This window comes from Nostoc sp. (assembly GCF_036917935.1).
In the GTDB taxonomy this organism is placed as follows: domain Bacteria; phylum Cyanobacteriota; class Cyanobacteriia; order Cyanobacteriales; family Nostocaceae; genus Nostoc.
The window spans coordinates 25,811-39,745 of sequence record NZ_JBALEL010000027.1; the positions used below are offsets into that span (position 1 = coordinate 25,811).

Here is a 13,935-nt window from a genome sequence, read left to right on the forward strand (position 1 = left end):
AGGCTGGTATGTCTAAGTACGACTCCCATTTAAAATGTTCATTTTGTGGCAAGTCTCAAGAGCAGGTGCGTAAATTAATCGCAGGGCCGGGAGTCTACATCTGCGATGAATGCGTTGACTTGTGTAATGAAATACTAGACGAGGAGTTACTCGATACTAATGGTGCGGCAGCACAACCAGCACCAAGAGCAGAGCCACCTCAAAAACGGCGTACCCACTCTTCTAGTATTTCATTTAATCAAATACCCAAGCCAACAGAGATTAAAAAGTATTTAGACGAACACGTCATTGGTCAAGACGAAGCGAAGAAAGTGCTGTCAGTAGCTGTTTATAATCACTACAAGCGGCTGGCAGTCATTCAGTCTAAAGCCAGTGGCAAACCTGGAGCGGATGATGCAATAGAACTGCAAAAGTCCAACATCTTGTTAATTGGCCCGACTGGTTGCGGCAAAACTCTCTTAGCGCAAACCCTAGCAAAAATCTTGGATGTACCCTTTGCCGTCGCCGATGCGACGACGCTGACAGAAGCGGGGTATGTGGGAGAAGATGTAGAAAATATTTTGCTGCGACTGTTGCAGGTGGCAGATTTGGATATAGAGGAAGCGCAACGGGGAATTATTTACATTGACGAAATTGACAAAATTGCTCGTAAGAGTGAGAACACGTCAATTACCCGCGATGTTTCTGGCGAAGGCGTGCAGCAAGCTTTGCTGAAAATGTTAGAGGGAACGATCGCCAATGTACCACCCCAAGGAGGGCGGAAGCATCCCTATCAAGACTGCATCCAGATTGATACAAGTAATATTTTGTTCGTCTGTGGTGGTGCCTTCGTGGGCTTAGAAAAGATTGTAGATCAGAGAGTTGGCAAAAAAGCAATAGGTTTTGTGCAACCGGGAGAAGGCCAATCGAAGGAGAAACGAGCAGCAGATACTCTTCGCCATCTAGAACCGGATGATTTAGTAAAATTTGGCATGATTCCAGAATTTATTGGGCGCGTGCCAATGGTAGCAGTAGTAGATCCGCTAGATGAAGAAGCGCTCATGGCGATTCTCACCCAACCACGCAGCGCCCTAGTGAAGCAGTACCAAAAGCTGCTGAAGATGGATAATGTCCAGTTAGATTTTAAAGCAGATGCTTTGCGAGCGATCGCTCAAGAAGCTTACCGTCGTAAAACTGGTGCTAGAGCATTACGTGGTATTGTCGAAGAACTGATGTTGGATGTAATGTATGAGTTACCGTCCCGTAAGGATGTGACACGCTGTACAGTTACAAGGGAAATGGTCGAGAAGCGATCAACTGCCGAACTGATAATACATCCATCTTCACTACCCAAGCCAGAATCTGCTTAATAGTCATTAGTCATTAGTCATTGGTAATTGCTCAAAAACTAAGGAATAATAACCATGTACCAGGGACAAATGACTAATGACAACTGACAAAGGATAAATGACTAATGCCTTATATTAATGTTCGTGGCGTTGAGCATTACTACGAATGGGTGAAAAAATCATCCGGTTCTCTGGCAAAACCAGTGATGGTTTTCATGCACGGTTGGGCTGGTTCGGCTAGGTATTGGCAAAATACTGCTGATGCTTTATCAGAACAATTTGATTGTTTACTCTACGATTTGCGAGGATTTGGCCGTTCTCGTGGGAAGCCAACTATAGCCCAAGCAAGTGAAGCTGTTGCTGAATCTGAGTCCCCACAGGAAGAATCAGAGGCAATCAGAGAGTTAACCTATGAATTAGAGGAATACGCTGATGATTTGGCAGCTTTGCTAGATGGGTTGCGTATTCAGCGTGTTTATATCCATGCTCACTCAATGGGCGCATCTGTTGCCACTTTATTTTTTAACCGCTACCCCCAACGAGTTGAACGAGGAATTTTAACTTGTAGCGGCATTTTCGAGTACGACGAAAAATCCTTTAGTGCCTTTCATAAATTTGGTGGCTATGTAGTTAAATTTCGTCCCAAATGGTTAAGCAAAATTCCATTTGTTGACCGGATGTTTATGGCTAGATTTTTATATAGTTCCATACCACATTCTGAGCGGCAAGCTTTTTTAGAAGATTTTCTCGAAGCAGATTACGATGCAGCTATAGGGACAATTTTTACTTCAGTTAGCAAGGCTCAAGCTGAAGTGATGCCGCAAGAGTTTGCCAAGCTGACAGTGCCGACTCTACTCGTGGCGGGGGAGTATGACAAGATTATTCCAGCTGAGATGGGTCGTCAAGCAGCGGCACTGAGTGATAAAGTAGAATTTGTGATGATTCCCAACACAGCGCATTTCCCAATGTTGGAAGATGTACCAACTTATCTGCAACGGGTACAAGAGTTTTTGCAAATTAACACGCCAAAACCACAGGTGGGGTAGCGTGTTGTAAGTTTGAGTTTTTGATTGAGATACTCGTTACCTGCTTTTGCGTCATGGTTAGACCGCGATGTTGCCGCCGCTATGGTGGTGATGCAACGTGGACTTGCAGCCGTAGGGCATACGGTGAAGATGCTTGGCGTTCGCGTTTCGCGTCTCCCTTTGGGAGAGGGGTTAAGCAGTAGCTCCCTTTTGACCCAAGAATCCCCCCTTTAGAAAAGGGGGGAGTGTCAACTCTCTTCAGTACCCTTTGGATTAACTCAAACCCAGTTCTCGTTTTAGCAAGTTAATCGAGTTAGCGCCGATATAATTTTCAACCTTAATCAGCTTTGGTGGACGAATAATATCTTCATCAGATGCTTGCACGGCTGCTTGCACTGCCGCAAAACTAGCTTGATCGCTTATGATTACCTCAGCCCGTTTAACCATAGCCTGGAGTTTATAAGCATCTTTTGGTTGCGAAGTCATCACTAGTAGCTCATCCCCTCGCAGACCGTGGAGAATGACTTCTGCGGCTCGTGCAATCCCGGAACTGAGGCTAACTATGCCAACACAGTTTTCTTTTGGTAAGGTTTTTAAGAGGCTGAGTTCTTTGCTGTAGTCGTAGATATCGAGAGGAATTACTCGTGCAGCTTTTGGAGCTGCGATCGCTTCCACATTACTGATAAAATACCGACTGGTGACTACTGTCGCAGAGGTAGTTTTATCTAAGACAGCTGTTAATTCTTCCATTGCTACCAACTGGACTGGGATTTTTAGCGATCGTTCTAATTCATACACCATCAACTCACCAGCACCCATGTCATAAGATGGAACTGCAACCAGTACCCGCGCACTACAACGCAAGCGCCAGTCAATTTCCGCTAAAAATAGCTCTCTAGCTTGATTCAGTGAGCATCCTTGGGAGAGCAACTCGTCAAGTGCTTGCTGGACAACTTGATATGCATCAGGATTTTGTTTGAGAATTGGTGATTGTAGCCTGCTACCGCCCTCATGACCTTGGGCACGAACATAAATACCCGAACCAGCCATACTTTCAACAAATCCGTCTTCTTCCAGTTGACGGTAAACCTTACTTATGGTATTACGGTGTAACCCTGTTTGCATTGCCAGCGCCCTTGTGCTTGGTAATTTGTAAGCAGGGGGATATTGCCGAGAAGCGATCGCAAATCGGATTTGATTAAACAGCTGGGTTGATGCGGGAATTTCGCTGTCTGGCTGAATACGGAATTGAATCATCACCAAACCTCCTGAATACTAAGTGCTGAGTGCTGAGTGCTGAGTTTTGAGTGCTGAGGTTTGAGTATTAAGTGTTGCTTTTATACTCAGCACTTTTAACTCAGCCCTCTTTTTGTGACCTGCTGCATTTGCTACATCTCAAATATGTTATTTACATATAAAATTTTTCTGATACAAATTTCTAATGCGCTCACTATTGGTAATTGATAATTTAATTAGAAAAAAGCTGGACATACTGGCATAGTTATATCAAATAAACACACAGCTAATCACACAGCACTGGTAAAAATTATTATGACAGAGCAAGCAACAATTACCACAACGGTTAATCTTTTGCAAGATAATATTCAAGTGTCGGCAAATCTTGCAGAACCAAAAGAATCTGGAGCTTACCCAGGAGTCGTAGTATTACAAGAGATTTTTGGTGTCAACGTTCACATTCGGGAAGTTACAGAACGGATTGCCAAACTTGGGTATGTAGCGATTGCACCTGCACTTTTTCAACGTATTGCTCCTGGTTTTGAAACCGGATACACACCCGAAGATATTGAAACGGGCAGAAACTACGCTATGCAAACTCAAGCCTCAGAGTTATTGAGCGATGTTCAACTAGCAATTGACTACCTCAAAAATCTACCTCAAGTGAAAAAAGATGGCTTTGGCTGTATTGGCTTCTGCTTTGGCGGTCATGTCGCATATCTTGCAGCCACCTTGCCAGATATTAAAGCTACGGCTTCCTTCTACGGTGCTGGAGTTACTACCCGCACACCAGGAGGTGGCGCTCCTACTGTCACCCGTACCAGAGAAATAACAGGTAGTCTCTATACCTTCTTTGGTACAGAAGATGCTAGCATCCCAGGCGAACAAGTAGATGAAATTGAAGCAGAGTTAGAAAAATATAAAATTCCTCATCGTGTGTTTCGCTACGATGGAGCTGATCACGGATTTTTCTGTGACCATCGTGCCAGTTATAATCCTAAAGCTGCGGCTGATGCTTGGGAGCAAGTGAAACAACTCTTTAGTCAACTGAACTGAAGCATACACAGCCAAGTTAGTTATTTGTCATTTGTCATTAGTAATAACCACAACACTGTGTACAACTTTTACTCAAATCTAATCCCCAGACCCCTTCTATAGTAGGGAATGGGGAAAACTCACAGCCTCTCTCCTTTTAGAAGTGAGGTCAGAATATTAAGTTTTACATTGCGTAACTACAGACAAAGGACAAATAACAATTTAAACTTCAGTTGCACCATATCAAATAACAATTAATCTTCAAAAGTCATGAATTCCGAATCGAAACTTTCTCAAACAGCCAATTCGCCCTTTACAATGGACGATTTTGCCAAAGCACTAGAAAAACACGACTACCAGTTTCAAAAGGGACAGGTTGTACATGGCAAAGTGTTCCAACTTGACCATGATGGAGCTTATGTCGATATTGGTGGCAAGTCGTCAGCTTTTCTGCCGCGCGATGAGGCTTCTTTGAGAGCAGTTACCGATTTATCGGAGGTGCTGCCATTGCAAGAGGAAATGCAGTTTTTGATTATCCGAGATCAGGATGCAGAAGGTCAAGTCACCCTTTCTCGAAAGCAGTTGGAAATTCAGCACATCTGGGAAAGACTGACTGAAATGCAGGAAAATGCTCAGACTGTGCAAGTACGGGTTATGGGTGTGAATAAAGGTGGTGTCACCGTAGATATTCTTTCTTTGCGGGGATTTATTCCGCGATCGCACCTGGCCGAGCGTGATAATTTAGAAGCACTCAAAGGTCAAAATCTGACTGTGGGTTTTTTGGAAATTAATCGCAACACTAACAAACTCATCCTTTCCCAGCGTTTAGCAACTCGTTCTAGCAACTTCAGCTTATTAGAACTAGGGCAACTGGTGGAAGGCAAAGTTACTGGCATCAAACCTTTTGGTGTGTTTGTCGATTTAAGTGGGATGAGCGCCTTACTTCATATCAAGCAGGTAAGCCAAAAATTCATTGAATCTCTCGAAAAAGTATTTCAAGTTGGTCAGCCAATTAAAGCTGTAATTATTGACTTGGATGAGGGTAAAGGGCGGGTTGCTCTTTCTACCAGAGTATTGGAAAACTTCCCTGGCGAAGTCTTAGAAAATATGGATGAGGTGATGGCTTCAGCTGAGGCGCGTGCCAATAGAGCTAACAACAAAGCATCTGAATAGTTTTGAGGTGGGCTGCTTACACAAAGTATAAATAGTGCAATCGCACCTGCGGTAAGTAAGATTCATCGGTGAAAATCACCCCAAAATTGATCAATAATCCAAATAGTGGGTTATCTTATCCCTCTGCATCTACAAAGATGTGGGGGGATTGCAAATTAATCAAATTTTTTACGACTCTTTTCTTGCCTCTGGCTGGAAATGCGGTTATAACAATAATTTATATTCTGAGGCGGACGTGTGGGCAATGCCAAAATTCTGCAATAGGTCTGTTGTAAAAATATTGTGTGGTATATTTAGACTTTTACCTATTGTGAATTGAATCGTTCGATTTTAAAAACGCTACGATTTACCGCAAAACTTCACTCAGCTAAATTCTCTACGTGACAATTATTTATGAATGTTAGTACCGAGCCAAAATTAATTCATCAGAAAATATATGCGAAAGAATTACGTTCTCTGATGCCACCTGAAGCATTTATCCCCGATCCAAGTAAGTTAATTATCTTGTTTATTAATCTGGCAATTTTGATACTAGGCTGGATGATAGCGGCGCGGTTAGATTGTTGGTCGCCATACCTTTTATGGCTTTATCTACCTTTAAGCATAATTATGGGCAATAGCGTGGTTGTCTTACTATTTAGCACCCACGATTTGATGCATGGTAGCGTAATTAAAAACCCCCGATTAACCTATATTATTAGCTTTATAGGGCTAACAATATTGTGGATGCCACCAACGTTATGGAAAGCAGTTCATAACCGAGTACATCATAATCACACTAATGATTTGGGCGACCCGGATCGTAATTACTTATATGAACAATCTTCAACCTGGGGAAAATGGATTCAAGATTTATTTGTACCTTCAACTGAAGTCAATCCTTTATGGTTCATAGTGGGAATGACTTCTGCTTGGGGAGTATATGCTTTTCGTAATCTGACATCTGTGCTATTTTTCAATCATGAATCCGTCGATTATGTTCCGGCTGCATTTACAGTCAGTCCTAAAGATCGTGGAGCGATCGCAGGGGAGTTATTGATCATGAGCATGATTCATCTGAGTATCCTAATCTATCTCCAATTTGAACCCATAAAGCTCATACTTGGTTACTTTTTACCGATTGCAATTGGTTATACTGGAGTAATGTTTTATATTTATACAAATCATTTACTTTGTAGAATGACCAGTGTTAACGATCCACTGATTAATAGTATGTCTCTCCGGGTTTATAAAATATTTGATCTGTTGCATTTAAATTTTTCTCACCACACTGAACATCATATTTTTCCAGGAATGAACTCTGACTATTATGTGATGGTTAGGGACTTGCTAGAAACTCACTATTCTGAAAACTTTAATTTATTGGATGCTGGAGAGGCTTGGGATTTGCTGCTGAAAACTCCCCGGCATTATAAAGATGAAAATACTCTTACAGATTGGTCAGGGAAAAAGTCTGTTCCCTGTCCTACAAGCGACAATTAAAAAGCTGACTTTTCAAGGTATCTGGAAAACCTCTCTCTAAATCTCTCTCCTGGAAGGAGAGAGATTTAGAATTCTTCCCAAGGGGAAAGGGGTTAGATTTTTCGTGGGCTTTTCCACATAACGTGAAAAGTCAGTTAAAAAGGACTCTTGCAAATGAATGACTCTGTTGGCGAATTGCGATCGCTATCCTCAAAAGCTTAAGATGTCGTAGCGTCTCACCCCAGAAATTGCGGTTTACATGAATTCGCCAACAGTCTGATGAATGCGCTGCTAGGCTGAACTTGCACAAGGCTAAGATGTCGCTTGAACAAGCGATTAACTTGTTGAGTCAGTAAAACTAATCCCATCACTCTATCCCCTGCATCTACAAAGATATGGGGAATAATTTTTAGAGTATTAAAATGAATAAGGTGTGATTTATTGGCATGAGAATATCTTGAGCATGGTAACAAAGTATAAAATATGCTCATATCTCTATTTAAGTATTGCTCAATGGATTTTGAGCATATATCGAGCATTTTGACAACTATAAACGCTGTAACTATTCAATTTAGGTATTTATATGTTTCTGGTAACTGGAGCAACGGGAGGAATTGGTCGCAGAGTTGTGCGACTCCTACGACAACGAGAACAGTCTGTGCGGGTATTTGTCCGCCTTAATTCGCGCTACAGCGAGTTAGAACACCGGGGTGCAGAAATCTTCATCGGTGACTTGCTAGATGAAAAAGATATCCAGAAAGCTAGTGGGGGTGTCAAGTATATTATCAGCGCCCACGGTTCTGATAGCGATGCCCTATCTTTAGATTACCGTGCCAATATTGAACTTATTGACCAGGCGAAAGCCAATGGCGTAGAGCATTTTGTCTTCATTTCCGTACTGGGAGCCGATCGCGGTTATGAAGATGCTCCTGTTTTCAAAGCCAAACGAGCAGTAGAGCGATATTTGGCAGCTAGTGGCTTAAATTACACTATTTTGCGCCCATCTGGATTAGCATCTAACTTGCTGCCACTAGTAGAACGATTTCGGGAAACAGGATTGTATCTGCTCATTGGCGATCGCAAAAATCGTACCTCAATTGTCAGTACTGATGATTTGGCAAGGATAGTTGTGGATTCTGTGACAGTTGAAGGCGCTCGCAACCAGATTTTCCCCGTCGGAGGGCCGGAGATTTTATTACGAGAAGATATTCCCCGGATTTTTGGTCGGATTTTCACCAAAGAACCAGTAATAATTAACTCACCACTATTTGTCATTGATGGGTTGCAGGGTGCATTGGGTTTATTTAATCCCCAAATCCAAAAAGCTTTGGGAACTTATCGCACATTGCTAGCAAATGAATTTTTCTGTACAAAAGATGAAATTGCCAATTTAGAGGCGATTTTTGACTTCCAATTGGAGACATTAGAAAATTTTTTGCGGCGCTATCTAGCAGTTTGACTGGGGACTGGGGACTGGGAAGAGTTTTCCCAATACCCAATTACCGATAATCTAAAATCCAAAATCTAAAATCTAAAATTCTATGAAATCTTCCCTAGCTGCAAATGCTGCTCAAGCACGTCAGACAAAACAGCGATTCGCCCAACCAGAGGAACAACTCACTTATGAGTTAGGGAAGGCAGTACAGGAATTGCCGCCCCTGTACACTAGATTATTAGCGGGAACGATGAGCGCCATCGTATTTGGAGCGATCGCCTGGGCATACTTCTCGCAAATAGATGAAGTAGCAACAGCACCAGGGGAATTAATTGCTTCCGCACAGGTAAGACCGGTGACATCCTTGGGTGGAGGGTCAATTGTCGCTGTTAAAGTGCAAGAAGGCGATCGCGTTACTAAAGGTGAAGTTCTGATTCAAAAAGATCCAGACTTGCAAATAACCGATGTTTCCCGCCTAGCTAAATCTACCAGATTGATTCAAGACGATTTGCAACGTTTGGATGCAGAACGCACTGGAGGTAAAACTACTGGGACAAAACTGCAAGATGAACTTTTAAACTCCCGTCTGCAAGACTACCAAGCGCGTCAAGCAGCGGCGGAAGCAGAAGCAAATCGCCAAATAGCACTCATCGATCAAGCCAAAGTCCGCTTGACTCGATTGCAAGACAACTTAGTTAATGCTAAAAGCAGCTTTGCGAATTCTCAAACTAACCTTGCCAATGCAGATAGCATCCGAATTAAAATTGAAAGTAATTTAGCCATTGCTGAAGAAAGGGAAAAAAGTCTACGCACCCTAATTACTCCTGGCGCTATACCTCGTGTTGATTATCTGGATGCCCAAGAACGATTAACTCGTGCAAAGACAGAAATCACCAAAGCACAAGATGAAGTTACCAACGCCCAGAATAGAATCACAGAGGCTCAAGATAAAGCCACATCATTAGAAAAAGATATTGCGGCTCAAGTCCAGGAAATTCGCCAAGCAGAACAAGCTTACAACGCTGCACGCAGTCAGTCCCAGCGTGTCGCATCAGAACGGCAAAGCGAAATTTTGACCCAGTTTAATAAGCGTAAAGAAGAACTAACAACTGTTCAAGGTCAATTAGAGCAAGCGAGAAAACAGCAAGCTTTAGAAACAATTGAGGCTCCCGTTGCCGGTACGATTTATAGAGTCAAAGCCACCAAGGGGCCAGTACAATCGGGTGAAGAATTGCTGTCAATTTTGCCAGAAGGAGAAGAAATGCTCCTAGAGGTGAAAGTTCTCAACCGCGATATTGGGTTTATTCGTCAAGGAATGAAGGCAAAAGTGAAAATGGCGACTTTCCCCTTCCAAGAATTTGGCATTGTGGATGGTGAAGTCATGCAAGTCAGTCCGAATGCAATTATTGATAAAGAATTGGGTTTAGTTTTTCCGACGAGAATTAAGCTAAATAAACACGCAGTGAATGTGCGGGGTCAAGAAGTAGAATTTACACCAGGAATGGCTGCTACAGGTGAAATTGTCACTCGTAAAAAGTCAATTTTGACATTCATCACTGAGCCTGTGACACGGCGGTTCAATGAGGCATTTTCCGTTAGGTAAGTTTGTAGCCTCTGCTGTTTTGATTCCAGTTCAAAAGCGATACCTGGGTTTGGTTATAGCGGTTCTCGGTTTAGTAGGTACTGAACCCCACCCCCAACCCCCTAAGAGCAAGCGAAGAGGGGCTATAATGAGCAGCATTTCCAGCCAGAGGCTGGAAACGAGATTTTTAAAAGGGTTTTGGCTTAAGTTGACACCAACGAGCATTGCTAAACCCCTACATTCATTCACCAGAGATGAGCGGGTTGGTTGATTTTTTTAACCGAGCAGTATTGGACTCAACTGCTAATCACTATAAGTTTCAAGCCATACCCGATAATTTTCTATACTGATCTATTTGTTTTTGCCTTCCCTCTAGTTGTTTGCCAAAATCAAGATTATTCTCATCCTCATTGCTATCCATATTGGTGCTGCCCAGAATATTCTCATAGTTTTGGAATTGCGACCATAATTCTGGATTTGTTAATCCATTATTACCTTCGGCTGATGTCAGATATTTTGTAGTTTCTGCGTAGGCGTAGCCCGTCTCAGAGGTTGTTTGACCGATCGCAGGGCTAAAATCAGAATTATTCCAACTAGCGATAGTTTCTGGTGTTAGAGATTTTGCTGTTTCTGTAATTGCCTGACCGATTAGAGAACTAAAATTGGAACTATTAAAACTAGAGCTTGTAGCTTGTGTCTTATTTACTGCTGTGTCTGCAATCACCTGACTTGCTAGAGAACTGACATTAGAAAGATTCAAACTAGAGCTTGTAGTTTGTGTACTATTTCCGGCGGTTTCTGTGACAATCTGACGGACTTGGGCATCAGTCAGCTTGGAGTTAGCACTAAGCATCAGGGCAACGATACCAGCAACGTGGGGAGCAGCCATAGATGTGCCGCTATAAGTGTCATACTGATTATTCGGAACTGATGAATAAACCTTGACTCCTGGGGCTGTGACGTAAGCGATTTGATTCGTTCCAGAGCGATTAGAGAAGTCGGGCATATTATTATTTTTATCTACTGCCCCTACCGCAATTCCCGACTTGGATGCATAGCGGGCGGGATAGTCTGGTGATGAGTCACCATCATTACCTGCTGCCATGACGACAATGACTCCTTTGCTGCTGGCATAGTCAATGGCTGACTCTAAAGTACGATTAGAAGATCCGCCTCCTAAACTGAGGTTAATCACATTAGCTCCATTATCCACAGCGTAGCGAATACCTTTAGATATGGAACTATAGGAACCAGAGCCAGAGCTATCTAAAGCTTTGACAGGCATAATCTTGGCATCATAAGCAATACCAGTGACACCGTAGTTATTATTTTCTCCTGCGATCGTGCCGGAAACATGAGTACCATGACCGTTGTCATCTAGGGTGTTGTTGTTTTTATCAGCGAAGTTCCAGCCGTAATTATCATCAATATAGCCATTACCATCATCATCTATACCGTTACCCGCAATTTCCTTGGTATTCGTCCAGATATTATTTGTTAAATCTTCATGGTTATGGTCAACTCCAGTATCTACAACAGCGACAACAACGCCCTTACCTGTGTATCCATGTGCCCAAACTTCCGGTGCTTTAACCAGGTCTGCTCCCCAATTATTGCCCCCAAGATCGGGAACATCAGCAAAGGTATTTTGGCCAGCAGCTCTAGCCACTGCTGCTGCTCCATTAATTAAGCCATAGCCATTGGTGGAATTATAATTCCCAGTGCTAAAAGCATTAGCAGTAGTGTTACTGCTATTTTGCAACTGCACATCAGAATCGGCTGAGTTGTAGCTACTACGTCCGTTGAGGTTGAGGCTATAGTCATTCTTCGTATTAAAGGTATCTAATGAAGAGATTGAAGAGACATTTAGCTGTTTATTTGACAACAGATTGTGATTAACATCATCACGGAGCATAAGTATTTTTTCTCAAAGATATCAATCGTTTTTTGACAGTTTGAAGCGTTAAAACCTTTACAACAAAAAGATTTTAAGGTGTGAATAAGCTCCATTCTCAACAATTACTATGAAAATTCATAACAAAATGCTAATTTTACTACTAAAAATCAGAATAAATAGTGGAATTCTTATTAACACAATAATTGATAAAATAAATATTAAGTTTTTAGTAATCTAAGTATAAATTGGTAGAATAAAAATTAATTACGTTATGCTTCTAAACTTAGAATTTCCATAGGTTTTTAACATTACCTTAGAGGATGTTTTAAAAGTCGCAAAGTATACTATAAACCCCTATCTCCCACTTCTAAGAGGCTTTAAAACCCCCATTACCTCATAGGGAAGGAGGGCTAGAGCGAAGCCTTTGAAATCTACCGTCAACCCAACGTTGTCGAACGCGCTATCAACCGGCTCAAGCAATTTCGGCGTATTGATACTGAGTATTAAAAACTGGCTGTAAATTATACAGCTATGATTGCGATCGCCTCCATTATATATATTGTGGTTATAGTTTGAAAACACGCCCTAAGGGGGTTAGATTTGGGAGGTTTTGCTGTTAACAACAATACTTTTAAAACATCCTCTAAGATGTGTCACAGCAATAGGGTGCGTTAACGGAGTGTAACGCACCTATTTTTATACGTTAAAAAGTAAGGATTGAGGTCGGTGGTAGTTGACAGAAGTAACATCATGGGAGAGCATCAGTTGTTAGCTCAACCTAATACTATAAAAACTTTACTGAGAGGAAATTATGGCAGGTAAATTTGATGGCCAAGTGTCACTTGTAACAGGTGGGACTTCAGGCATTGGTCGGGCTACTGCGATCGCCTTTGCTAACGAAAGCGCAAAGGTAGTCTTGACAGGTCGCCGAGAGGAAGAAGGACAAAAGGTCGTTGACATTATTAAACAAACAGGCGGTGAAGCAACTTTTTTCCGAGCCGATGTCTCGCAGGAAGAGGATATTAAGCTAACTATTGAAAAGACAATTGAGACTTATGGAAGACTCGATTACGCTTTTAACAATGCAGGAATTGAGTCACCGGTAACTCCACTGCACGAGCAATCGCTTGATAAATTTGATCAACTGATGGCAATCAACGTTCGCGGCGTGTTTCTCTCAATGAAGTACGAAATCATTCAAATGCTTCAACAAGGAAGTGGCGTAATCGTCAACACCTCATCCATCGCCGGACTGATAGCTTTTCCGGGTATTGCTCCGTACCATGCTAGTAAACATGCTGTCATGGGCTTAACCAAATCTGCGGCGCTGGATTACGCTAAACAGGGGATTCGGATTAATGCCGTCAATCCTGGCTTCATTACTACTGCTATGGTTGAGCGTTTCTCAGCTAACTTAGGAGAAGATGCCGATGCTGCCACGCAACAACTAATAAATTCTGTTCCAATGGGACGCATGGGCAGTTCAGAAGAAATTGCGTCTACAGTATTGTTCCTGTGTTCTGACGCAGCTGCTTACATAACGGGACAGTCTTTGGTTGTGGATGGCGGTTTATTAGCGACCTGAGTCAATTACGCGCTTAACAACCTGAATCCTGACGTTAAAAATAATTATTCCCAGTAGATGACGGCGGAAATAAAGCTACCATTCAAAAGAGCCGGAAAGCGCAACATAAAAGCCTTTTGATTTTTGCGTAGCGGTACTAGTACAGTTCGAGTGGTGCAAGAAAAAGACGACAAATACC

At 42.3% G+C, this 13,935-nt stretch carries 10 protein-coding genes; 8 read left to right on the top strand and 2 right to left on the bottom strand.

From position 1 onward, the window contains the following. The first annotated feature begins 8 nt into the window (after positions 1–8). Both clpX and V7K62_RS11350 read left to right on the top strand, forming a co-directional pair. Positions 9–1,349, top strand: coding sequence for an ATP-dependent protease ATP-binding subunit ClpX (gene clpX / locus V7K62_RS11345; protein ID WP_334864023.1), 1,341 nt, complete (start codon positions 9–11; stop codon positions 1,347–1,349). 104 nt (positions 1,350–1,453) lie between these two features. Continuing rightward, positions 1,454–2,374, top strand: a complete 921-nt coding sequence (locus V7K62_RS11350; protein WP_334864024.1) for an alpha/beta fold hydrolase — start codon at positions 1,454–1,456, stop codon at positions 2,372–2,374. Between the two features lie 252 nt (positions 2,375–2,626). Here the strand turns inward: V7K62_RS11350 and V7K62_RS11355 are convergent, their stop codons facing one another. After that, complete coding sequence (locus V7K62_RS11355) at positions 2,627–3,610, bottom strand: GntR family transcriptional regulator (protein WP_104905920.1); 984 nt, start codon at positions 3,608–3,610, stop codon at positions 2,627–2,629. Between the two features lie 294 nt (positions 3,611–3,904). Here V7K62_RS11355 and V7K62_RS11360 point away from each other — a divergent pair, with 294 nt between their 5' ends. The 5 genes from V7K62_RS11360 (at position 3,905) to V7K62_RS11380 (ending at position 10,296) form a co-directional block, all read left to right on the top strand. Then, positions 3,905–4,645: a dienelactone hydrolase family protein gene (locus V7K62_RS11360; protein WP_334864025.1), complete on the top strand. Its 741-nt coding sequence runs from the start codon at positions 3,905–3,907 to the stop codon at positions 4,643–4,645. A 249-nt stretch (positions 4,646–4,894) separates the two neighbouring features. Then, a complete protein-coding gene (locus V7K62_RS11365) occupies positions 4,895–5,797 on the top strand; it encodes a S1 RNA-binding domain-containing protein (RefSeq protein ID WP_334864026.1) in 903 nt (300 codons plus the stop codon). 393 nt (positions 5,798–6,190) lie between these two features. Continuing rightward, on the top strand, positions 6,191–7,279 hold the full coding sequence (locus tag V7K62_RS11370) for a fatty acid desaturase family protein (RefSeq protein WP_334864027.1): 1,089 nt from the start codon (positions 6,191–6,193) through the stop codon (positions 7,277–7,279). Between the two features lie 562 nt (positions 7,280–7,841). Further along, a complete protein-coding gene (locus V7K62_RS11375) occupies positions 7,842–8,717 on the top strand; it encodes an SDR family oxidoreductase (RefSeq protein WP_334864028.1) in 876 nt (291 codons plus the stop codon). A gap of 82 nt (positions 8,718–8,799) precedes the next feature. Continuing rightward, complete coding sequence (locus tag V7K62_RS11380) at positions 8,800–10,296, top strand: HlyD family efflux transporter periplasmic adaptor subunit (RefSeq protein WP_334864029.1); 1,497 nt, start codon at positions 8,800–8,802, stop codon at positions 10,294–10,296. Between the two features lie 298 nt (positions 10,297–10,594). Here the strand turns inward: V7K62_RS11380 and V7K62_RS11385 are convergent, their stop codons facing one another. Then, positions 10,595–12,190 carry a S8 family peptidase gene (locus tag V7K62_RS11385; RefSeq protein WP_334864030.1) on the bottom strand — a complete coding sequence of 532 codons (1,596 nt, stop codon included), beginning with the start codon at positions 12,188–12,190 and terminating at the stop codon, positions 10,595–10,597. 793 nt (positions 12,191–12,983) lie between these two features. Here V7K62_RS11385 and V7K62_RS11390 point away from each other — a divergent pair. Then, the gene (locus V7K62_RS11390) at positions 12,984–13,757 is read left to right on the top strand and encodes an SDR family oxidoreductase (RefSeq protein WP_334864031.1); all 774 of its coding nucleotides are present in this window, start codon (positions 12,984–12,986) and stop codon (positions 13,755–13,757) included. Positions 13,758–13,935 lie beyond the last annotated feature (178 nt).